The organism is Klebsiella sp. D-Nf1 (genome assembly GCF_002810515.1).
Classification (GTDB): domain Bacteria; phylum Pseudomonadota; class Gammaproteobacteria; order Enterobacterales; family Enterobacteriaceae; genus Klebsiella; species Klebsiella variicola.
This window is the reverse complement of the sequence record NZ_PIOK01000001.1, coordinates 100,083-123,150: the sequence shown is the minus strand read 5'-3', so window position 1 is coordinate 123,150 and position 23,068 is coordinate 100,083. Positions and strand designations below refer to the sequence as shown.

At 59.4% G+C, this 23,068-nt stretch carries 18 protein-coding genes; 9 read left to right on the top strand and 9 right to left on the bottom strand.

Annotation, left to right across the window (positions count from 1 at the left end; genetic code table 11):
• Positions 1 to 142 precede the first annotated feature (142 nt).
• Complete coding sequence (locus tag CWM54_RS00575) at positions 143 to 769, top strand: glutathione S-transferase family protein (RefSeq protein ID WP_061155220.1); 627 nt, start codon at positions 143 to 145, stop codon at positions 767 to 769.
• Between the two features lie 2 nt (positions 770 to 771).
• On the opposite strand, the gene CWM54_RS00570 is transcribed toward CWM54_RS00575, so the two are convergent.
• Complete coding sequence (locus CWM54_RS00570) at positions 772 to 1,881, bottom strand: PQQ-dependent sugar dehydrogenase (RefSeq protein WP_100695640.1); 1,110 nt, start codon at positions 1,879 to 1,881, stop codon at positions 772 to 774.
• Between the two features lie 115 nt (positions 1,882 to 1,996).
• Positions 1,997 to 2,380, bottom strand: a complete 384-nt coding sequence (bssR, locus tag CWM54_RS00565) for a biofilm formation regulator BssR (RefSeq protein ID WP_061155222.1) — start codon at positions 2,378 to 2,380, stop codon at positions 1,997 to 1,999.
• Positions 2,381 to 2,758: 378 nt separating this feature from the next.
• Here bssR and CWM54_RS00560 point away from each other — a divergent pair, with 378 nt between their 5' ends.
• The gene (locus CWM54_RS00560) at positions 2,759 to 4,000 is read left to right on the top strand and encodes an oligosaccharide MFS transporter (RefSeq protein ID WP_100695638.1); all 1,242 of its coding nucleotides are present in this window, start codon (positions 2,759 to 2,761) and stop codon (positions 3,998 to 4,000) included.
• A 27-nt stretch (positions 4,001 to 4,027) separates the two neighbouring features.
• Here the strand turns inward: CWM54_RS00560 and CWM54_RS00555 are convergent, their stop codons facing one another.
• A complete protein-coding gene (locus tag CWM54_RS00555) occupies positions 4,028 to 4,930 on the bottom strand; it encodes a Kdo hydroxylase family protein (RefSeq protein ID WP_100695636.1) in 903 nt (300 codons plus the stop codon).
• Between the two features lie 245 nt (positions 4,931 to 5,175).
• Here CWM54_RS00555 and rimO point away from each other — a divergent pair, with 245 nt between their 5' ends.
• Complete coding sequence (rimO, locus tag CWM54_RS00550; RefSeq protein WP_061155225.1) at positions 5,176 to 6,501, top strand: 30S ribosomal protein S12 methylthiotransferase RimO; 1,326 nt, start codon at positions 5,176 to 5,178, stop codon at positions 6,499 to 6,501.
• Positions 6,502 to 7,464: 963 nt separating this feature from the next.
• Here rimO and gsiD read toward each other — a convergent pair.
• From gsiD to iaaA, 5 genes are all read right to left on the bottom strand, one after another.
• A complete protein-coding gene (gene gsiD, locus CWM54_RS00535; protein WP_100682072.1) occupies positions 7,465 to 8,376 on the bottom strand; it encodes a glutathione ABC transporter permease GsiD in 912 nt (303 codons plus the stop codon).
• Between the two features lies 1 nt (position 8,377).
• Positions 8,378 to 9,298: a glutathione ABC transporter permease GsiC gene (gene gsiC / locus CWM54_RS00530; protein ID WP_008805798.1), complete on the bottom strand. Its 921-nt coding sequence runs from the start codon at positions 9,296 to 9,298 to the stop codon at positions 8,378 to 8,380.
• Between the two features lie 72 nt (positions 9,299 to 9,370).
• Positions 9,371 to 10,912: a glutathione ABC transporter substrate-binding protein GsiB gene (gsiB, locus tag CWM54_RS00525; protein WP_100695634.1), complete on the bottom strand. Its 1,542-nt coding sequence runs from the start codon at positions 10,910 to 10,912 to the stop codon at positions 9,371 to 9,373.
• Positions 10,913 to 10,944: 32 nt separating this feature from the next.
• Positions 10,945 to 12,804, bottom strand: coding sequence for a glutathione ABC transporter ATP-binding protein GsiA (gene gsiA, locus CWM54_RS00520; protein ID WP_100631672.1), 1,860 nt, complete (start codon positions 12,802 to 12,804; stop codon positions 10,945 to 10,947).
• Positions 12,805 to 12,821: 17 nt separating this feature from the next.
• Complete coding sequence (iaaA, locus tag CWM54_RS00515) at positions 12,822 to 13,763, bottom strand: beta-aspartyl-peptidase (RefSeq protein ID WP_100695632.1); 942 nt, start codon at positions 13,761 to 13,763, stop codon at positions 12,822 to 12,824.
• A gap of 233 nt (positions 13,764 to 13,996) precedes the next feature.
• Here iaaA and moeA point away from each other — a divergent pair, with 233 nt between their 5' ends.
• The 6 genes from moeA (at position 13,997) to CWM54_RS00485 (ending at position 21,881) form a co-directional block, all read left to right on the top strand.
• On the top strand, positions 13,997 to 15,232 hold the full coding sequence (gene moeA, locus CWM54_RS00510; RefSeq protein ID WP_100695630.1) for a molybdopterin molybdotransferase MoeA: 1,236 nt from the start codon (positions 13,997 to 13,999) through the stop codon (positions 15,230 to 15,232).
• Entirely contained in the window at positions 15,232 to 15,987 is a 756-nt protein-coding gene (gene moeB / locus CWM54_RS00505; protein WP_061155230.1) for a molybdopterin-synthase adenylyltransferase MoeB, read from the top strand. The genes moeA and moeB overlap by 1 nt, the downstream gene beginning before the upstream one ends.
• A 155-nt stretch (positions 15,988 to 16,142) precedes the next feature.
• On the top strand, positions 16,143 to 17,042 hold the full coding sequence (locus CWM54_RS00500; protein WP_100695628.1) for a glycyl-radical enzyme activating protein: 900 nt from the start codon (positions 16,143 to 16,145) through the stop codon (positions 17,040 to 17,042).
• Positions 17,043 to 17,046: 4 nt separating this feature from the next.
• The gene (locus CWM54_RS00495; protein WP_061155232.1) at positions 17,047 to 19,479 is read left to right on the top strand and encodes a formate C-acetyltransferase/glycerol dehydratase family glycyl radical enzyme; all 2,433 of its coding nucleotides are present in this window, start codon (positions 17,047 to 17,049) and stop codon (positions 19,477 to 19,479) included.
• Between the two features lie 180 nt (positions 19,480 to 19,659).
• The gene (locus CWM54_RS00490; protein ID WP_100695626.1) at positions 19,660 to 20,475 is read left to right on the top strand and encodes a Cof-type HAD-IIB family hydrolase; all 816 of its coding nucleotides are present in this window, start codon (positions 19,660 to 19,662) and stop codon (positions 20,473 to 20,475) included.
• Positions 20,476 to 20,615: 140 nt separating this feature from the next.
• Positions 20,616 to 21,881: a DUF1479 domain-containing protein gene (locus CWM54_RS00485; RefSeq protein WP_100695624.1), complete on the top strand. Its 1,266-nt coding sequence runs from the start codon at positions 20,616 to 20,618 to the stop codon at positions 21,879 to 21,881.
• Here the strand turns inward: CWM54_RS00485 and CWM54_RS00480 are convergent.
• The gene (locus tag CWM54_RS00480) at positions 21,878 to 22,951 is read right to left on the bottom strand and encodes a LacI family DNA-binding transcriptional regulator (protein WP_100695622.1); all 1,074 of its coding nucleotides are present in this window, start codon (positions 22,949 to 22,951) and stop codon (positions 21,878 to 21,880) included. The genes CWM54_RS00485 and CWM54_RS00480 overlap by 4 nt on opposite strands.
• Between the last annotated feature and the right edge of the window lie 117 nt (positions 22,952 to 23,068).

The following is a 23,068-nucleotide window of genomic DNA, read 5'->3' as shown; positions in this document are numbered from 1 at the left end:
AGTTTTTAAAGTTTACGCAATAACGTGCCGCTGTGCTTTAATCAGAACAACTTTTTTGATCGTGATTGCCTAAATATTAACTTTATCCCAACATGATCGCCGATCGCGCTGCAACGGCAGTGAAACAAACTCAGGAGCGAAAATGATTACACTGTGGGGACGTAATAACTCGACCAACGTGAAGAAAGTACGCTGGGTGCTGGAGGAGTTGGATCTTCCTTATGAGCAGATCCTCGCCGGGCTGGAGTTTGGTCTCAATCATGACCCGGAATATCTGGCGATGAACCCGAACGGGCTGGTGCCGCTGTTAAAAGACGATGCCACCGGGGTGGTGTTGTGGGAATCAAATACCATTATTCGCTACCTTGCCGCGCAGTACGGCGTCGATCGCCTGTGGCTGGCCACGCCGGCGCAGCGCGCGCAAGGGGAAAAGTGGATGGACTGGTCCAACGGCACGCTCTCTCCCGCCCATCGCCCGGTGTTAATGGGTCTGGTCAGGACGCCACCGGAGCAGCGCGACCCGGCGGCCATCGCCGCGGGGATCAGCGCCTGTGAATCGCTGTTTGCCATGCTTGATGACGAACTGGCGAAAACGCCATGGCTCTCTGGCGAGCACTTCGGCCTTGGCGATATTGCCGTTGCCCCCTTTGTCTACAATCTGCTGACGATCCTCGATACCTGGCAACCGCGGCCCCATCTGCAGCGCTGGTATCAGCAGATTAGCCAGCGCCCCGCCTGGCACGAGGTCGTGAAGATCCCGGTCACCTGAGGTTAACCCTCCGGGCTCAAACGCAACAGTTCGCCGTTAGACTCGTCGGTTAATACGTACAGATAGCCGTCGGGTCCCACGCGGACGTCGCGGATACGCTTCCCGCGCGCCTCCAGCAATCTCCCCTCCTCGCGGACCTGATTACCGTCCACCGATAAGACAATAAGCGACGTCTCCTTCAGCGCGCCGATAAACAGCTTATGCTGCCACTGGGGAAAAGTCTGCGCCGAGTAAAAGGCCATCCCACTCACCCCGGGGGAGACCGGCCAGACATACAGCGGGGGTTCGGTACCCGGGACCGTCTTGCCCTTGGCCTCCGGAATTGGCAGGCCGCTGTAGTTAATGCCGTGCGTCGCCAGCGGCCAGCCGTAGTTTTTCCCCGCCTGCGGGATGTTAATTTCATCCCCGCCGCGCGGGCCGTGCTCATTGAGCCACAGCGCGTCGCTCCATGGGTTCATCGCCATGCCCTGCGGATTGCGAATACCGTAGGCCCAGATCTCCGGCCTGGCGTCAGCCCGGCCGACAAAGGGGTTATCCGGCGGAACGTCCCCCGCGTCCGTCAGGCGGACCACTTTCCCCTGCAGCTTGCTGAGATCCTGGGCGGTGGCGCGCTGATTGTTCTCTCCCAGACCGATAAACAGATACCCTTTGCCGTCGAACACCAGCCGGCCACCGAAATGATTGCCAACGGAGAGCTTCGGCTGCTGGCGAAACACCACGGTAAAGTTCGTCAGTTGGGTGGCATCCTCGCTTAACCGTCCGTAGCCTACCGCGGTGCCCGCTTTGCCGCTGGCGTCGCTTTCCGCATAGCTCAGCCATACCCGTCGCGACTGCGCAAAATCCGGCGCCAGCGCCACATCCAGTAAGCCGCCCTGGCCGTTGGCCCACACCTGCGGCACGCCGGATATCGGCGCCGACAGGCCTTTACCTGGCTGCCAGCGCTTGAGCTCGCCGCCGCGCAGGGTAATCAACATGCCCTGATCGTCGGGGAGAAACGCCAGACCCCACGGATGGGCCAGCCGGTTTTGCAATACCTCCACCCGCACCGCGGCCTGGCTTAACACCGGCAGCGCTAAGGCGCTCAATATCAACAGCAGCGGGATCGGACGCATGGCATTCTCCTTTATTCAGCTCTGCGCTAAAGGGTAGCCAGCGGGGAAAGTTGCGCGGGGATTTTTACATAACCTTTAACAGGGGAAGCGTCTACTTCCCCTGGGTTTCAGCCGATCAGGCATGGGTGATTGGCGCCAATTCATTCAATTTATGAATATTTGAAGTCAATCCTGTCAGACAGCGTTCTAGCTTCTCTACGTTAACCGCAATGTACAGCGGGCAATCATGATGCCCGCTCATCAGGCATACTGCAGCGGCGGCGATGGACTCGCCAGCCAGGCGAAGGGCATCCCTCTCCTCCGGTGAAACGACATTCTGCAGGCGCGGGGCCTGCGCACGCATTTCACGGCACAGCTCAAACAAGTTATCACGCAGATGGTCATTTTCGCTGACTGACATGTAGCCTTTGGCCTTTCGCAGCTGCAGATAGGCATCAATATCGATATTGGCATTGATGAGCTTCTGCAAAAGGTGGCGATATCGTCTGTCAACGGTCATCACAGTTCCTCCTCTGTCGTCCTTTACCCTTCTCATAATACGGTTATTTTTTGTGCAAAATGATGCGCCAGGTCAATTATTCCCAAGCCTTTAACACCATTTACAATGTGACAACCTTACCGCTTTGTAGGATACATACCAAAGATAATGGTATACGATCACAATTAGTTTCAAAAAGAAATCAACTCGCAACGATTGCCATTAAAAGGCGGAAATAGTGCTGTAATGATCACAATATATTACAGGCGCTATTGCGCGATCGCCAGTTAGAGTGCCATAACAAATTATTAATGTAATACGTATAACATTTCATAAAAACAGCGGACGCACGCCGTGGATCGCTGATAATCTCTCTGCTCGTTTGCAAGGAACTGAAATATGACGCCCGGTAAAAGAAACTACCTCCTGTTGAGTCTTTTCGATTTCCTCTACCTGTTCGCCTGGTCGTCGACCATGGCTTTCTTCGTCATCTGGACCACCCAGCATCTTGGCATCAGCGCCACGAAGACTGGCCTGCTCTACTCGGTCAACGCCTTTATCGCCCTGCTGATGCAGCCTTTCTTCGGCTTTATCTCCGACAAGTTCGGCCTGAAAAAACGCCTTATCTGGCTGCTGGTCGCCTTGCTCCTGCCGGTGGGGCCCTTCTTTATCTACGTTTACGCGCCGCTGCTGGTGCACAACTTTTGGTTTGGCGCGCTGCTGGGGGGGATCTATCTGGGGATCATCTTTAACTCCGGCTGCGGGGTGATCGACTCTTACATCGATAAGATTTCACGCCGCTACCAGTTCGAATACGGTCGGGTACGGATGTGGGGCTCGTTAGGCTGGGCAGCGGCGGCCTGGATTGTGGGTAAATATATCGACAGCAATCCTAATCTGGCCTTCTGGCTCGCCAGCCTCGCCATCGTCATCACCGCCATCTGCTTTATGCTGACCAAAATTGAATTAACCGACGCTGATGTGGCGCGAAGCGAATCGCTGAAGGTCTCCCATGCCCTTGAGCTGGCGAAGAATGGTCAGTTCTGGATGCTGCTGCTCTTTACCCTGTTCGTCACGCAGATTTATGACACCTACGATCAGCAGTTTGCCCAGTATTTCTCGCTGCAGTTCCCGACGCCGGAGGAAGGCAACCGCTGGTACGGTATCCTCGCATCCGTTCAGGTCTGCGGTGAAACCCTGTTCTTATGCCTGATGCCGTGGTTTGTTAACCGGACCGGCGCCAAATGGGCGCTGATCATCGCCGGGTTGATCATGTCGGTACGCATTGTCGGGTCAGCCATCCCCCTCGGTCCGGTATGGATTGGCGCGGTGAAAATGATGCATGCCCTGGAGAAACCATTAATTCTGGTATCGGTCTTTAAATTCATCGCCGCCAACTTCGACCACAAGCTCTCTTCGACGGTCTATTTGCTGGTGCTGTTTGTCGCCTCGATCGCCACCGCCATCTATTCCCCGCTGGCAGGCTACCTGTACGATACCATTGGCTTCGCCGACACCTATCTGATCCTCGGCGGTATCGCCGGGCTCTTTACGTTGATCTCCATTTTCACCCTGAAGGATAAGCGCGAGCCGAAAAAGCCCAGCGCCAGGCCTTCCGGGGCCGTTACGCCGGCGCAATAAGTCTTTGCCCGGTAGCCACGCCGGGCGCTACACGTTGCGCGCAACTAACGGCTTTTGCAGGAGCGTTTCCAGCACCCGCAGCGGCGAGAGCTGCGGGTGACTCATCGCCTTCACCGGCAACAGGAAGGTTTGCTCAAGCAGATACTGGCCGCGCATTGCGGCGTGCGGAGTCTGATCGGAAAAGCAGATCCAGGTGCTGCCGGCGGCAAAGTCGATCTCCTGCTGCACCCCCTGTTGTTGGTACTCAGGGGTGCTTTTCATCGCATCGTGCAGGGCCAACATCAGATGATCGTAATGGCTGCGCCGACTTTTGGTGATCCCCAGCGCTGCCAGCAGCCAGGCGCCTGGCGGCGACCAGGGTTTCAGCTGCGGCAGAAAGCGCGCCGCGAGGGTATCGAAATGCTCCCCCGTCCGCCAGGTTCGCGGTTCGCCGCCTGGGTGAATATTGCAAAAAATGCGCAGAATACGGTCACCATTGACCGGGCGCGACGGGAAAGCATCCACGTGCAGGCGCGAATCGTCTTTGCGCCAGGAGGTCGTTTCACGCCAGGCGGTAATGGGATGCAGACGCAGACTGGTTTGCGGATGGTGCAGCGCCTCGCCATAGCCTGGCAATAACGCGTCAATCAGCTGCAGCGACATCTGGTGGTAACGCGCCATCAGCCGGGCGACGGCGGCGGTTTTCTGCTTATCCGCCACGCCTCTGAGCGTTCGGGTGTCAGGTTGATAGCTGATATTCTTGCGCCGCGGCGCGACCAGCTCAGGGGTCAGCAACGCCTGCTCCGTGGCGGTTAATGAAAACGCCAGCTGCGGCAGATAGAGCACATTCCCCTGCTCAAGGGCGTGTTGGATCTGCGGCGGCTGCGGGGGGATCTCCAGATTACTGAATGGCAGGGTGGCAATCGCCACCGGTGCGCTTGTTGGTGTCATTTCCTTGCCTCTTCTCCTCGCGGTCACCGAGGTATTTAGTAAAGAAATTGTTATCAACTTGTAGATTACAACGTAAATGACGGGCGTTTTTATCAGGAATGGCGGTTTTGACCCGGCGCTGAAGCTCACGCGCCCTTCACCCGAGCGCTTTTTCACCATTAACCGCGATGGAGCTATACTCTTTTTCGCAAAGATCTGTAGAATTCCTGCCCTGACCATTCCAATAATTGAACACTTTTTAAGCTATGAGCAATGTCACGCACCAGCCGAAAATCGGCTTCGTCTCCCTGGGCTGCCCGAAAAATCTCGTGGACTCAGAGCGTATCCTGACCGAACTGCGCACCGAAGGTTATGACGTCGTCCCCACCTACGACAACGCCGATATGGTCATCGTTAACACCTGCGGCTTTATCGATAGCGCTGTGCAGGAATCGCTGGAAGCGATCGGCGAAGCGTTGAAAGAGAACGGCAAGGTGATCGTCACCGGCTGTCTCGGCGCGAAAGAGGATCAGATCCGCGAAGTTCACCCGAAGGTGCTGGAGATCACCGGTCCGCACAGCTATGAGCAGGTGCTGGAGCACGTCCACCACTACTCGCCGAAGCCGAAGCACAACCCGTTCCTCAGCCTGGTGCCGGAACAGGGTGTTAAGCTGACCCCGCGCCACTACGCCTACTTAAAAATTTCTGAAGGCTGCAACCATCGCTGTACCTTCTGCATCATCCCGTCCATGCGTGGCGATCTGGTGAGCCGTCCGATTGGCGAAGTGCTGGCGGAAGCCAAACGCCTCGCTGACGCCGGTGTGAAAGAGCTGCTGGTGATTTCTCAGGACACCTCCGCCTACGGCGTCGACGTCAAGCACCGTACCGGTTTCCACAACGGCATGCCGGTGAAGACCAGCATGGTCAGCCTGTGCGAAGAGCTGGCGAAGCTCGGCATCTGGGTGCGCCTGCACTATGTCTACCCGTACCCGCACGTCGACGATGTGATCCCGCTGATGGCGGAAGGCAAAATTCTGCCGTACCTCGATATTCCGCTGCAGCACGCCAGCCCGCGTATTCTGAAGCTGATGAAGCGTCCTGGCTCTGCAGACCGCCAGCTGGCGCGCATTAAGCAGTGGCGTGAAATTTGCCCGGATCTGACCCTGCGCTCTACCTTTATCGTGGGCTTCCCGGGCGAAACGGAAGAAGATTTCCAGATGCTGCTCGACTTCCTGAAAGAGGCGCGTCTCGACCGCGTCGGCTGCTTCAAATACAGCCCGGTAGAAGGCGCCACCGCCAACGAACTGGCGGATCAGGTACCGGAAGAAGTGAAAGAAGAGCGCTGGAACCGCTTTATGCAGCTGCAGCAGCAGATCTCTGCCGAGCGTCTGCAGGAGAAAGTGGGCCGCGAAATCATGGTGCTGGTGGATGAAGTTGACGAAGAAGGCGCCATTGGCCGCAGCATGGCCGATGCCCCGGAAATCGACGGCGCGGTCTACCTGAACGGCGAAACCCGCGTTAAGCCGGGCGACGTGGTGCGGGTGAAAGTCGAGCATGCCGACGAATACGACCTGTGGGGTACCCGGGTTTAGTCCAGCTTCCAGGATAGCGGCTTATCGCATTCCCCAGCCTACGGGGTCCTCCCGTAGGCTCACCCCCCCAGGCCCTCGCAAGCGCAGCGCCGCCGGGTAATCATTGATTACCTTCCAGGCAACCCTGTTGCGCCGTTATCTTGCCGGGTGGCGCTACGCTTACCCGGCCTACGGATGCCGCCTGTAAGCACAGATACGGTAGGCCCGCGCAAGCGCAGCGCCGCCGGGCAAGCATTGATTACCTTCCAGGCAGCCCTGTTGCGCGGTTATTTTGCCGGGTGGCGCTACGCTTACCCGGCCTACAAATGCCGCCTGTAAGCGCAGATACAGTAGGCCCGCGCAAGCGCAGCGCCGCCGGGCAAGCATTGATTACCTTCCAGGCAACCCTGTTGCGCCGTTATTTTGCCGGGTGGCGCTACGCTTACCCGGCCTACGGGGTCCAGTCCCAATATGTGAATCGCCGCCGGATATGGGGCCGCTGAAACTGCCGGTGCTGGCGGCCTCAACATCGCTGAGACGTTCCCGGAAGGCCGGGGCAGCCCGCATGGATGCGGGCTGAGGGCCGTGTTTTGCACGGACGCTGCCTCGGCCCGACCCGAAGCCTGCAGGGATAAGTCGAAGGCACCACGCAGTGGCGATGTTGCTGGCCGGAGCCCGGGGGTACAGGGGGCGGCGGCGACTGGCCGCCCCCTGTGCGCTCCCTGCGCTATGAGAGACATAACGCAGAAGATTAACCGGGAGCGCAATGTGCGCTGAAGCCACAAATAATATAAAGCACCGCACGGCGAAGATTTCCCTCACCCTAACCCTCTCCCGGAGGGAGAGGGAACCGTCCGGCAGTCGTTTCGCCCCACACCGCTCCCTGCGCTATGAGAGACATAACGCAGAAGATTAACCGGGAGCGCAATGTGCGTTGAAGCCACAAATAATATAAAGCGCCGCACGACGGAGCTTTCTCTCACCCTACCCCTTTAACTTCGGATCCAGCGCATCGCGCAGGCCATCTCCCAGCAGATTAAACGCCAGCACGGTCACGAAAATCGCCACCGCCGGAAATAGCGCTACGTGCGGGGACATCACCATATCCGCCCGCGCCTCGTTGAGCATCGCGCCCCACTCCGGGGTGGGCGGCTGCGCGCCGAGGCCGAGAAACGACAGACTGGCCGCCGAAATAATCGATACCCCGATACGCATCGTGAAATAAACCACGATCGATGACACCGTCCCCGGCAGGATGTGGTTGAACAGAATGGTGGCGTCGCTGGCGCCGATGCTGCGCGCCGATTCAATAAAGGTCTGCTGCTTTAACACCAGCGTATTGCCGCGCACCAGACGAGCAAACGCCGGGATCGAGAAGATCGCCACGGCGATGATCACGTTGGCCATCCCGCTGCCCATGACGGCGACAACCGCAATCGCCAGCAGGATCCCCGGAAAGGCGAACAGCACGTCGCAAAGTCGCATAATGAGCCGGTCCCACCAGCCCTCATAGTACCCGGCCAGCAGCCCAAGCACCGTGCCGATGGCCGCGCCAATCAGCACCGCCAGTACCCCGGCAGCCAGCGAGATCTGCGCCCCGACCAGCACTCGGCTGAAAATATCGCGTCCCAGCGAGTCGACACCGAACCAGTGCACCAGCGAGGGCCCCTCATTAAGCCGGTCATAGTCGAAATAATTTTCCGCATCGTACGGCGCTATCCATGGGGCAACGATGGCTACCGCAATCAGCAACAGCACGAAAATACCAGCGCCCATCGCCACCGGCTGGCGACGAAATCGCCGCCAGAACTCATGCCATGGGGTATGGATCTCGCCGGGTCCGATACCCGGCATGGCGTTCAGCGCCGCCTGCCTTCTCCAGTTAAGCAATCGCACCTTACTTATACCTGATAGCCGGGTTAATGGCCGCGTACAGCACATCCACCACTAAATTGATAAGAATAAACTCCAGCGAAAAGAGCAGGACTTCCGCCTGAATCACCGGGTAATCGCGCATCTCTACCGAATCGACCAACAGGCGCCCAAGCCCCGGCCAGTTAAACACCTTTTCCACGACGATCGACCCACCGAGCAGAAAACCGAACTGCAGCCCCATCATGGTCACCACCGGGATCATCGCGTTGCGCAGGCCATGCTTGAGCACCACCCACGTTTCGCTCACCCCTTTCGCCCGCGCGGTACGCATATAGTCTTCATGCAACACATCGACGAACGACGCGCGGGTAAAGCGCGCCATGACCGCCGCCACCGCCGCGCCAAGGGTCAACGACGGCAAAATATAGTGCCGCCAGCTGTCGGCCCCCACCGTCGGCAGCCAGCCCAGCTCAACCGAAAAGACCTGCATCAGCAGCATGCCGAGAGCAAAAGCCGGAAACGAAATGCCGCTCACCGCCAACGCCATTCCCAGACGGTCAGGCCAGCGATTGCGCCACACTGCCGCCGCGATCCCCGCCGCCATCCCGAACAATACCGCCCAGCTCATGCTGGCCAGCGTCAGCCACAGCGTGGGCATAAAGCGGCTGGCTATCTCACTGGAAACGGGACGCCGCGAGGCCATGGAAATGCCAAAATCGCCGCGCAGTACGTTGGTGATGTAGTGCCAGAACTGGACATGCAGCGGCTGGTCAAGCCCCAGTTGCTGGCGCACCATCGCCACCACCTGGGCATCGGCCTCCGGTCCAGCAATCAGCCGCGCCGGGTCACCGGGCAGCATATGGACGAACAAAAACACCAGTACTGCGACGATAAGCAGGGTGGGGATCAGCCCCAGCAGGCGCTTAATCACATAGTTGAGCATCATACCTCCGCAACCCGCCCCGCGGAAAAACCGCCCCCCGCGCGCTGGCGCCTGAGGGCATCATCCCATCCTTCACGGTGTTAAATCTGCCTGTTCAAAACTAAAGCCAGTATCCGGCTGGATATAGAAACCGGTGAGGTTCTTACTGTGGGCGGAGACCAGTTTCTCGACCACCAACGGTACCCACGGCGACTCTTTCCAGATAATATCCTGCGCCTCTTTATAGAGTTTGGCTTTCTCTTGCGGGTCGGTGGTTTTCAGCGCCTCGCTCAGCGCTTTATCCACCTGCGGGTTGCTGTAAAATGCGGTGTTAAACAGCGTCGGCGGCCAGTTTTGCGAGGCGAACAGCGGCGACAGCGCCCAGTCGGCTTCACCGGTGGAGGCGGACCAGCCGGTATAGAACATCCGTACCCCGCTCTCTTTCTGCCCTTTACCTTCCACTTCCGCCGCCCGCTGACCAGCGTCCATCGCCGTCACCTGCGCCTTAATCCCCACCTGCGCCAGCTGCTGCTGGGTGAACTGCAGCACTTTCTGCGCGGTGCTGTGATTATGTGATGACCACAGCGTGGTACTGAAGCCGTTAGGGTAGCCGGCCTCTTTCAGCAACTGGCGAGCTTTCGCCGGATCGTAGGGCCAGGCGGTGTAGGTCTGGGCGTAGGCAATCGACGGCGGCACCACCCCGGTCGCCGGGGTGGCGTATCCGGCAAACGCCACCTTGACCAGCGCCTGACGGTTAATCGCATAGTTGATGGCTTCACGCACCTTCGGATTATCGAACGGCTTCTGTGTCACGTTCATGCTGATGTAGCGCTGCATGATCGACGGGCTGGCCACCAGCTCCAGTTTGCTGTTTTTTGCCAGCAGCGGCGCCTGTTCGTAAGGGATCGGGAAAGCAAACTGCGCTTCGCCGGTCTGCAGCATCGCCGCCCGGGTGTTGTTATCCACTACCGGACGCCAGGTGATGGAGTCCAGCTTCGGCAGGCCCGGCTGCCAGTAACCATCGAACTTGCTGACCTTCACGAAATCGGTCTGGTTCCAGGTGTCGAGCTTATACGGCCCGGTACCCACCGGATGGAAGCCAATATCCTTGCCATATTTTTTCAGCGCCGCCGGCGAAATCATCGCCGTTGCCGGATGGGCGAGAATGTTAATAAACGCCGAGAAGGGTTGCTTCAGGGTAATTTTGACCGTGGTCGGATCGACCGCCTCGGTGCTGGCGATATTTTTATACAGGTTATAGCGCTTGAGATGGTTATCCGGATTACTCGCGCGATCAAGGTTAGCCTTGACCGCCTCGGCGTTAAAGTCGGTGCCATCCTGGAATTTCACCCCGCTGTGCAGCTTGATGGTGTACACCAGGCCGTCCGGTGACACGGTATAGCTCTCGGCAAGAACATTTTGCAGCTTCATCTCTTTATCAAGGCCGAACAGGCCTTGATAAAAGGACTTCGCCACCGCCTGCGACAGCGTATCGTTGGCATCATAGGGATCGAGCGTCGTAAAGTTAGACCCGACCGCCACTACCACATCTTTGGCGGCAAAGGCGGGGGCGCTCGCCAGGGCCGCCGCGATACTCAGCGCCAGCCACCATTTGCGTGAAACAGGTTGTGTCATCGTGTTCTCCTGAAAAAGTGCGTTATGTGTTGTTATGCTCTGCCCAGCACATCGGCGGACTCGCGGGCGACAAAGTGGCCCGGCCCAACCTGCTGCAATGGCACGCTGGCGATCTCCTCGCCCCGCTTATAGATATTGCCCGGGACATCATCAGACAGCAGGACCCGCTGCGGATGACGGTAGGCCGGGTCGGCCACCGGTACGGCGGCCATTAGCTTACGGGTATAGGGGTGCTGCGGGTTTTCAAACACCGCGCGGCGCGGGCCTATTTCGACAATGCGACCGCGGTACATCACCGCCACGCGGTGGCTGATGCGCTCCACCACCGCCATATCATGGGAAATAAACAGAAACGCGATGCCCATCTCGCGCTGAAGATCGAGCATCAGATTGATAATCTGCGCCCGAATGGAGACATCCAGGGCCGACACCGACTCATCGGCTATCACCACCTTCGGATTCAGCGCCAGCGCGCGGGCAATGCAGATCCGCTGTCGTTGGCCGCCGGAAAAGGCATGAGGGTAGCGCCAGGCATGCTCCGGCTGAAGCCCCACGCGCTTCAGTAGCCAGGAAACCCGCTCACGGGCTGCTTCCCCGTGCAACAGGCCATGCACCCGCAGCGGTTCCATAATCGAGTCACCGACCGTCTGACGCGGGTCAAGCGAAGCGTAAGGATCCTGAAAAATAAACTGAATATTACGGCGCAAGGACTGCAGCTTGCTGCCGGAGAGCGTATCAATCCGTTGGCCGTCGAAGGTAATGGTGCCTCCCTGGGTCTCTACCAGTCTCAACAGCGCCCGGCCGGTGGTCGACTTGCCGCAGCCGGACTCGCCCACCAGCGACAGAGTTTCTCCCGGCCAGAGATCAAAACTGACCTTCTCCACCGCATGCACTTCGCGCGTCACGCGATTGAGCAGCCCGCCGCGCACCGGAAAACGGGCCACCAGGTCGCGCACCTGCAGGATAGGCTCCCCCGCCGCCACCGTGTCTGGCGTTTCTGTCTCCGCCTGTGGCTGACCGGGAAGCGAAAAACGGCGCGGCAGATCCTGACCCCGCATCTCCCCCAGCCGCGGGACCGCCGCCAGCAGCGACTGAGTATAAGGATGCTGCGGCGAACGAAAGATCTCCTCAACGCTGCCGGTCTCTACCGCCTCACCGCGATACATCACCAGCACCCGATCGGCGATATCGGCCACGACGCCCATATCGTGGGTAATAAAGATCACCCCCATCGCCATCTCCTTTTGCAGGACGGCAATGAGTTGCAAAATTTGCGCCTGGATGGTGACATCCAGCGCCGTGGTCGGCTCATCGGCTATCAACACCGCCGGCCGACAGGAGAGCGCCATGGCGATCATCACCCGCTGGCGCATGCCGCCGGAGAGCTGGTGCGGATAGCGTGAGAGCATCTCTTCCGCCTGGGGAATACGCACCTGGTCGAGCATCTTTTTCGCCGCGCGCAGCGCCTCTTCGCGCCCCAGCCCCTGGTGCAGGCGCAGGGATTCGGCGATTTGTTCGCCGATGGTAAAAACCGGATTCAGCGAGGTCATCGGCTCCTGAAAAATCATGGCCAGATCGGCGCCGCGCACCCGGCGCATCTCGGCGTCCGTTTGCTCATTGAGCGCGATCACCTGCCGGTTACGCCGCCGCAGCCACAGCCCCTCGCTGCTCACTTCGCTGCTGGCGGCGTCAAGCAAACGCATCAGCGCCAGCGCGGTCACCGATTTTCCCGAACCGGACTCACCCACAATCGCCAGCGTCTCGCCGCGACGCAGGCTGAAGGAAAGCTGACGCACGGCCTGCACCTCTGGCGCATCCTGTTGGCGAAAGGCCACGTTCAGGTTGCGCACTACCAGCACTTCGCAGGTATCGGTTTCGTGAGTTTGCGACAATCTCCCTCTCCCTTCTTCTATTCGCGATAAATGCCAATGGTCGGCGTATCGCCGGCATAGCACCAGGCGCGGTACATGCCTTCACTGTTAAACGGTAAAACGACGTTACCTTCGCGATCGACGGCAATCAGCCCGCCGCTACCGCCGAGAGCGGGCAGTTTCTCCATCACCACCCGCTCGCAGGCGGTGTAGAGACTCAACTGACCATACTCCATTAAGGCGGCGATATCGTAGGCCGCCAGGGTGCGCATAAAGACTTCGCCGGTGCCGGTGCAGGAGACCGCCATGCTGGCATTGTTGGCATAGCATCCCGCGCCCGGCAGCGGGCTGTCGCCGACGCGTCCGGGCAGTTTGTTGGTCATGCCGCCGGTGGAGGTTGCCGCCGCCAGATTGCCAGCCAGGTCGAGCGCCACCGCGCCGACGGTGCCCATTTTCTGGCGTTCATCGAGCGGGGCGGCGTAGTGGTCGAGGATAATCTCCCCGCCCGCTTTCGCCTCCTGCAGCTGCAGCAGGCGCTCGGGCGTGGAGAAGAGATCGTTTTCGACGCGTTCCATCCCCCGGGAGAAGGCGAAATTTTCCGCGCCCTCGCCAATCAGCAGCACGTGCGGGCTCTCCTCCAGTACCAGACGCGCCGCCAGCACCGGATTACGCAAATGTTTGACCCCAGCCACCGCGCCCGCCTGCAGGCTATAGCCATCCATCACGCAGGCGTCCAGTTCATGGGTTTGATCGTGGGTAAATACTGAGCCCATCCCGGCGTTAAACAGCGGGCACTCTTCCAGCAGACGGACGGCTTCAGTCACGGTATCCAGCGCACTGGCGCCCGCGGCCAACATTTTCTGCCCGCTTTCGACGATTGCCGACAGCGCCGCCACATACTCCCGCTCCCGTTCCGGCGTCATCTGCGCGCGGGAAATCGCCCCTGCGCCGCCGTGAATTGCTATAACCGCTTTGCCCATTTCGCCAGTCCTTAACGATGAAGTGGATAGCCCCGCCCTGTTGCGCAGCGTCGCGGCGCCGGTCACGTCAGGAATAGGGTATTGATATCATTATATTGCTGAATGTCTTATACAATTTTTGAATATAGAAAGAGCGGCGGGCGATGTAAAGCCTCGTACCCAGGTGGCATACAGCCCGCGCCGCTTTTCTGCCATAATAGGCGTTTTCGCTGTTTTGCCCGCAGGAGTGACCCATGGATTTTACCGCCGGACTGATGCCGCTCGACACAGCCCTCACCCAGATGCTCGATCGTATTACGCCGCTGAGCGCGACGGAAACTGTACCGCTGTTGCAGGCCTTCTCGCGCGTGACCGCCCATGACATCGTCTCCCCGCTGGATGTCCCCGGCTTTGATAACGCGGCGATGGATGGCTATGCCGTCCGGCTAAGCGATCTTCGCGACGGCGCGGCGCTGCCGGTCGCCGGTAAGGCCTTTGCCGGCCAACCGTTTAACGAGACCTGGCCGGCGGGTACCTGTATCCACATCATGACCGGCGCGCCGGTGCCTGCAGACTGCGATGCGGTGGTGATGCAGGAAGAGACCGAACAGACCGACGCCGGCGTGCGCTTTACCGCGCCAGTCAAAGCCGGGCAGCATATTCGCCGCCGTGGAGAAGATATCGCCCACGGCGCGGTGGTCTTCCCGGCGGGGACGCCGCTGACGGTGGCCGAGCTGCCGGTGCTGGCCTCGCTGGGCATTGCCGAGGTCGAGGTGGTGCGCAAGGTCCGCGTCGCGGTCTTCTCAACCGGCGATGAGCTGCAGCTGCCGGGTCAACCGCTCGGCGACGGCCAGATTTACGATACCAACCGCCTGGCGGTGCACCTGATGCTGCAGCAGCTGGGCTACGAGGTCATTAACCTCGGCATTATTCCTGACGACCCAGCGAAGCTGCGTGACGCGTTTATCGCCGCCGACCAGCAGGCTGACGTGGTCATCAGCTCCGGTGGCGTCTCGGTGGGCGAAGCCGACTACACCAAAACCATTCTTGAAGAGCTGGGCGAAATCGGCTTCTGGAAGCTGGCGATCAAGCCGGGGAAACCCTTCGCCTTCGGCAAACTCAGCAGCAGCTGGTTCTGCGGCCTGCCGGGTAACCCGGTTTCCGCCACCGTCACCTTCTGTCAGCTGGTGCAGCCGCTGCTGGCGAAACTCTCGGGCAAGCACGGCCCGCTTCAGCCACCCCGCCTGCGGGTACGCGCCGCCACGCGACTGAAAAAGTCCCCGGGTCGTCTCGATTTTCAGCGCGGTATTCTGCAGCGCAACCCCGACGGCGAGCTGGTGGTGACCACCACCGGCCATCAGGGCTCGCACATTTTTAGTTCCTTCAGCCTCGGCGACTGCTTTATCGTGCTGGAGCGTGAGCGCGGCCACGTTGAAGCAGGCGAATGGGTCGAGGTCGAACCGTTCAGTCACCTGTTTGGAGGGCGGTAATGACCGTTGAGCTGAGCGATGAAGAGATGCTGCGCTATAACCGGCAGATCGTCTTGCGCGGTTTTGATTTTGACGGCCAGGAGCGGTTAAAAGCCGCTCGCGTGCTGGTGGTCGGCCTCGGCGGGCTCGGCTGCGCCGCCGCGCAGTATCTGGCCGCCGCCGGAGTGGGTCAGCTCACCCTGCTCGATTTCGACACCGTCTCGTTGTCCAACCTGCAACGCCAGACGCTGCACAGCGACGCCACCCTCGGCCAGCCGAAGGTGGATTCTGCCCGCGAGGCGCTGGCGCGGATTAACCCGCACGTCCGGCTGGTTACGCTCAATGCCTTGCTGGATGAGACCGCGCTGGCGGGGCAGATTGCCGATCACGATCTGGTGCTGGACTGCACCGACAACGTCGCCATTCGTAACCAGCTCAACGCCGGCTGTTTCCAGCACACCACCCCGCTGGTCTCCGGGGCGGCGATCCGCATGGAGGGGCAAATCAGCGTCTTCACGTATCAGGATGGCGAACCCTGCTACCGCTGCCTGAGCCGTCTGTTCGGCGAAAATGCCCTCACCTGCGTCGAAGCCGGGGTAATGGCCCCGCTGGTGGGCACTATCGGTTCGCTGCAGGCGATGGAGGCCATTAAACTGCTGACCGGCTACGGCACCCCTGCCAGCGGAAAAATCGTGATGTACGACGCCATGACCTGCCAGTTTCGTGAAATGAAGCTGATGCGTCATCCGCAGTGCGAGGTATGCGGTTCGCACTAACCCCCCACACCGGCGACGAGGGTCGTCGGTGGTTTTGTGACCTCTCTCGTTATTTTATCCCCAGGGGCTTATCCCCATACCGCTTATTGATTTGCGTCAATACAACTTTCATTCGAAAGTGTTTTTATATTCATACGCAAACAAGAGGATAAGCCATGATCTTCAACATCCAGCGCTATTCCACCCATGACGGCCCAGGGATCCGTACCGTCGTCTTCCTGAAAGGCTGCTCGCTGGGCTGCCGCTGGTGCCAGAACCCGGAAAGCCGCGCCCGCAGCGAAGATCTGCTGTATGACTCGCGGCTGTGCCTGGCCGGCTGCGATCTGTGCCAGCAGGCGGCGCCGGAGGTTATCACCCGTACCCTCGATGGTTTGATCATTGATCGGCAAAACGTTAACGACAAGCATATTACTGCGCTGCGTGACTGCTGCCCCACCACCGCGCTAACGGTCTGCGGCGAGGAGAAAAACGTCGAAGCGATCATGGCGACGGTGCTGCGTGATAAACCGTTCTACGATCGCAGCGGCGGCGGCATCACCCTTTCCGGCGGCGAACCCTTTATGAACCCGACGCTGGCGCAGGCGCTTTTCGAAGCCAGCCATCAGGCTGGTATTCACACCGCCGTGGAAACCTGCCTGCACGTGCCGTGGAAATACATTGAACCGGCTTTACCCTTTGTCGACCTGTTTCTCGCCGACCTCAAGCATGTCGACGAGGCCGTTTTCCAGCAGTGGACCGACGGCAGCGCCCGCCGGGTGCTGGATAACCTGCAGCGTCTGGCGCAGGCAGGGAAAAAAATGATTATTCGCGTGCCGCTGATCCAGGGATTCAACGCCAGCGAAACCGACATTGCCGCGATCACCGATTTTGCCGCCGACCGCCTGCAGGTCAGCGAAATCCATTTCCTGCCGTACCACACGCTGGGAATGAACAAATACCAGTTACTCAGTCAGCCCTACACCGCACCGGACAAACCGCTGGATGCTCCTGAGCTGCTCGCCTTTGCGCAAGATTATGCGCGGAGCAAGGGGCTAACGGCGATCTTACGAGGATAACCCTATGACGACCCTGAAACTCAACACCCTCAGCGCCCGCATCCAGGCCCATAAAATGGCGCTGGTGCATATCGTTAAGCCGCCGGTCTGTACCGAGCGCGCCCGCCACTATACGGCGATGTATCAGCAACATCTCGATAAACCGATCCCGGTGCGTCGCGCCCTGGCCCTCGCCCACCACCTGGCGGAGCGCACCATCTGGATCAAGCACGATGAGCTGATCGTCGGCAACCAGGCCAGCGAAGTGCGCGCTGCGCCGATTTTCCCGGAATATACCGTCAGCTGGATTGAGAAAGAGATCGACGATCTCGCCGACCGCCCCGGCGCCGGCTTCTCGGTCAGCGAAGAGAACAAACGCGTGCTGCATGAAGTGTGCCCATGGTGGCGCGGGCAGACCGTACAGGACCGCTGCTACGGTATGTTTACCGATGAGCAGAAGGCGCTCCTCGCCACCGGTATTATCAAGGCGGAAGGCAACATGACTTCCGGTGACGCCCACCTGGCGGTCAACTTCCCGTTACTGCTGGAAAAAGGCCTCGACGGCATGCGCGCCAAGGTTGCTGAACGCCGGTCGCGCATTAACCTGACGGTACTGGAAGACCTGCATGGCGAACAGTTCCTGAAAGCGATTGATATCGTTCTGGAAGCGGTCAGCGACCACAGCAAACGCTTCGCCGCACTGGCGCGCGAGATGGCGACAGCAGAATCCCGCGAATCACGCCGCCACGAGCTGCTGACGATTGCCGAAAACTGCGACATCATCGCCCATGAGCCGCCGAAAACCTTCTGGCAGGCACTGCAGCTGTGCTACTTCATTCAGTTGATCCTGCAGATTGAATCCAATGGCCACTCGGTCTCCTTTGGCCGTATGGACCAGTACCTCTATCCGTACTACCGCCGCGACGTTGAACTGCAGCAATCGCTGGATCGCGAACAGGCCATTGAGCTGCTGCACAGCTGCTGGCTGAAGCTGCTGGAGGTCAACAAAATTCGCTCCGGCTCGCACTCCAAGGCCTCTGCCGGCAGCCCGCTGTACCAGAACGTCACCATTGGCGGCCAGAACCTGGTCGACGGCCAGCCGCAAGATGCCGTCAACCCGCTGTCGTATGCCATCCTGGAATCCTGTGGTCGTCTGCGCTCTACCCAGCCGAACCTCAGCGTGCGTTACCATGCCGGGATGAGCAACGACTTCCTCGACGCCTGCGTCCAGGTGATCCGCTGCGGCTTCGGCATGCCGGCGTTTAATAACGATGAAATCGTCATTCCGGAATTTATCAAACTCGGCATCGAGCCACAGGACGCCTACGATTACGCCGCCATCGGCTGCATCGAAACCGCGGTCGGCGGCAAATGGGGCTATCGCTGCACCGGCATGAGCTTTATCAACTTCGCGCGGGTGATGCTGGCGACGCTGGAAGGCGGCCGCGATGCCACCAGCGGTCAGGTATTCCTGCCCCAGGAGCATGCCCTGTCGAAAGGCAACTTCGCTAATTTCGACCAGGTGCTGGCAGACTGGGATAACCAGATCCGCTACTACACCCGTAAATCCATTGAGATTGAGTATGTGGTCGATACCATGCTGGAGGAAAACGTCCACGATATTCTCTGTTCGGCGCTGGTGGATGACTGTATCGAACGGGCGAAAAGCATCAAGCAAGGCGGCGCGAAATATGACTGGGTTTCCGGCCTGCAGGTGGGTATCGCCAACCTCGGCAACAGCCTGGCGGCGGTGAAAAAACTGGTCTTCGATCAGGGCGCCATCGGCCAGCAGGAACTGGCGAAGGCGCTGGCGGAAGATTTCGACGGTCTGACCCACGAGCAGCTGCGCCAGCGGTTGATCAACGGCGCGCCGAAGTACGGTAACGATGATGACAGCGTCGACGAGTTGCTGGCGCGGGCCTACCAGACCTATATCGACGAGCTGAAGCAGTATCACAACCCGCGCTATGGCCGCGGCCCAATCGGCGGCAACTATTACGCCGGCACGTCCTCTATCTCCGCCAACGTTCCGTTCGGCGCGCAGACCATGGCGACCCCGGATGGCCGTAAAGCGCACACCCCGCTGGCGGAAGGGGCCAGCCCGGCTTCCGGTACCGACCATCTGGGGCCGACGGCGGTCATCAGTTCGGTGGGCAAACTCCCCACCGGGGCGATCCTCGGCGGCGTGCTGCTTAACCAGAAGCTGAATCCGTCCACGCTGGAGAACGAGTCCGACAAGCAGAAGCTGATGGTGCTGCTGCGCACCTTCTTCGAGGTGCACAAAGGCTGGCATATCCAGTACAACATCGTGTCCCGCGACACGCTGCTGGAGGCGAAGAAACACCCTGACCAGTACCGCGATTTAGTGGTCCGCGTCGCCGGATACTCGGCGTTCTTCACCGCCCTGTCGCCGGATACCCAGGACGATATCATCGCCCGAACCGAACATACGCTGTAACCCTTCGTGCCCGCTGGCGCTATGCTTAGCGGGCCTACCCTGTTCTGCAGGCCGGGTAAGGCAACGTTGCCACCCGGCATTTTCTGCGCTGAGTGAACTTTCATTCGAAATAAATTTGTGCTCCCCATCACATTGTAATTAGAATGTTACTGGTCGAAGTTAAGCCAGGAGCATCCCCTTATGACCGTTAAAGTTATCGTCACCGATATGGACGGAACTTTTCTCAATGACGCCAAGCAGTACGACCGCCCGCGTTTCCTCGCGCAGTTTGCGCAGCTCAAACAGCAAGGTATTGAATTTGTTGTCGCCAGCGGCAACCAGTACTATCAGCTGATCTCATTTTTCCCGGAAATCCGCGAGCAGATTTCGTTCGTCGCCGAAAACGGCGCGCTGGTCTTTGAGCATGGGAAGCAGCTGTTCCACGGCGAACTGACCCGCCACGAATCGCAGGTGGTGATCGGGGAATTACTTAACGATCCGCAGCTGAACTTTGTCGCCTGCGGCCTGCAGAGCGCGTATGTGAGCGATAAAGCCCCGGACGCCTTCGTCGACCTGATGTCAAAGCACTACCACCGTCTGCAGCGGATAAGTGATTACCATCGCATCGACGATACGCTGTTTAAATTCTCCCTCAACCTGCCGGACAGCGAGATCCCACAGCTGATCGATAAGCTGCACGTGTCGCTCGATGGGATCATGAAGCCGGCCACCAGCGGCTTTGGTTTTGTCGATTTGATCATCCCCGGCCTGCATAAAGCCAACGGCATCAGCCGCCTGCTCAAACGCTGGAACCTTTCGCCGCAGCAGTGCGTGGCCATCGGCGACAGCGGCAACGACGCCGAAATGCTGAAGCTGGTGAAATACGCCTTTGCCATGGGCAACGCTGCTGACAGCATCAAAGCCATCGCTGGCTACGCCACTGACGATAACAACCATGACGGCGCGCTGAACGTCATTCAGGCCGTCCTCGATAACACCGCCCCCTTCAACGATTGACCTTTCGCCGGGGCAGCGCGCCCCGGCTTTTCCATTTTGTGCGCCGCAGCAAGATTTTAAACTTGCATTAACTCCATTTTAACTTAAATTAACGTTTGTAAGATTTAATACTTTCGAATGAAAGATACAGCGAGGTTATTATGGCTGCTCTCCCGACCCACGAAACATTACCTGCCGACCACAAAGCGGCAATTCGCCAGATGAAACAGGCCTTACGGGCGCAAATCGGCGATGTCCAGGCGGTATTCGATAAACTCTCGGCACGCATCACAGAGCGCCTGGAAGAGATTGAGGCCCTGAAAGCCGCAGGCCAGGAGGTCTGGCCGACGATCCCGTTCAGCGATATCGCCCAGGGTAACGTGAGCGATGCGCAGCGCGCGGCGATTAAGCGCCGGGGCTGCGCGGTCATCAAAGGCCACTACCCGCGCGAACAAGCGCTGGCCTGGGATAACGCGATGCTGGAATACCTCGATCTGAACCATTTCGATGATGTATACAAAGGGCCTGGCGACAGCTTCTTCGGCTCGCTGGAGGCCTCGCGCCCGGAAATCTATCCGATCTACTGGTCGCCCTCACAGATGCAGGCTCGCCAGAGCGATGAAATGGCAGCAGTGCAATCCTTCCTCAACCGCCTGTGGCGCTTTGAGCAGGACGGCAAGCGCTGGTTCGATCCGGATGTCAGCGTGATTTACCCTGACCGCATTCGTCGTCGTCCGCCGGGAACCACGTCAAAGGGGCTGGGGGCGCATACCGATTCCGGGGCGCTGGAGCGCTGGCTGCTTCCCGCCTATCAGCAGGTTTTCGCCAACGTTTTTAATGGCAATATCGACGCCTACGATCCGTGGGACGCCGCGCATCGTACCGAAGTGGAAGAGTACACCGTCGACAACACCACCAAATGCTCGGTGTTCCGCACCTTCCAGGGCTGGACCGCGCTGTCGGACATGATCCCGGGTCAGGGGCTGCTGCACGTGGTGCCTATCCCGGAGGCGATGGCTTATGTGCTGCTGCGCCCCCTGCTCGACGATGTGCCGGAAGATGAACTGTGCGGCGTCGCGCCGGGCAGAGTGCTGCCGATCTCTGAGCAATGGCACCCGCTCTTAATTAAAGCGTTAAGCTCGATTCCGGCGCTGAATGCCGGGGACTCCGTCTGGTGGCACTGCGATGTTATTCACTCAGTGGCGCCGGTGGAAAATCAGCAGGGCTGGGGCAACGTGATGTACATCCCCGCCGCGCCGATGTGCGAGAAGAATCTTGCCTATGCGCAGAAGGTGAAAATAGCCCTTGAGAAAGGCGCTTCGCCGGGGGATTTTCCGCGCGAGGACTATGAAGCCAGCTGGCAGGGCCGCTTCACCCTTGATGATCTGAATATTCACGGGAAACGGGCGCTGGGAATGCCGACCTAATCGTCATACAGCCCCTGCGGCTCGACGGCGGTATGGCTCTTGCCTGGCCGGATCCGCCGTACCGAATCACGCACCACCAGCGTACCATGCAGCAGTAGCGAGCCGTGCGGCGCCTCCGGGCGCAGCAGGCGCTGCTGTAGCAGATGCACCGCCTCGCTGCCCAGCTCATCTCGCGGCACATGCACCGCGGTCAGCGGCACCTCCTGAATCGCCGCCAGATTAAACCCGTCAATACTCATTACCGAGACATCCTGCGGCACCCGCAGGCCTCGTTTTTGCAGGGCGCTGACGGTACCGGCGGCCATAAAATCGCCGCCCACCAGGAAGGCGGTGGGCATCGGGCGCCCCTGTAAAGCGTCGAGCCAGACCCCCACCTGCTCTTCCGTCTCTCTGGCGCTAAAATTGGCGACGCTGATGAGATCCCGGCTGGCGGTAAAGCGTAGATTGCGCGCGCGCCATGCCTCCTGGATCCCTCCCAGCCGTAGCTCCATGGTGTAGCGGCGCAGGCACATCACATTCATCACCGCCCGGTGACCCATATCAAACAGATAGCGCGCCGCGCACTGGCCAATCAGACGATGGTCGGGGGCAACGGACGGCAGCCGCATCCCTTCATCCCGACAGTTGATTAATACGCAGGGTTTGCCCAGATCCGCCGCCAGGCCATGAATATGCGGATCGTCAATCCCCAGCAGCACCGCGGCCTGGGTCTCCGCTTCGTTCATGCGGGCAAGAAACAGATTGGCGTCGCTGTCGTTCTCGTCCAGCGCACAGTAGCGCAGGCGCACTTCATGCGCCGCCAGCGCGTTATTAATGCTCTGGATCACCCGGTAGTAGAAGATATCCGACCGCTCATCGAAGGCGCGCTGCGGGGCAAAAACCAGCAGATTATTGAGCAGCAGACGCCCGGCGGCCAGCCCTTGCATGACCCCCAGCTCGCGGGCGCAGTCCAGCACCGCCCGGCGCGCCTTGTCACTGGTATTCGCTTTCCCGGCCAGGACGCGTGAAACCGTGCTGGCCGACAGCCCGGTGCGGGCGGCAATTTCGGCAACGCGCAGCTTTTTATCCATTTTGTGATCCAGCTCCGATTGGAAAATGAAAGGATTTTCATAATCGCTAAAGCGCCTCACGCAAGCAAGTATCACAGCGAAATATGAGATCTTCGTCATTTCATGAAAAAAATTGCA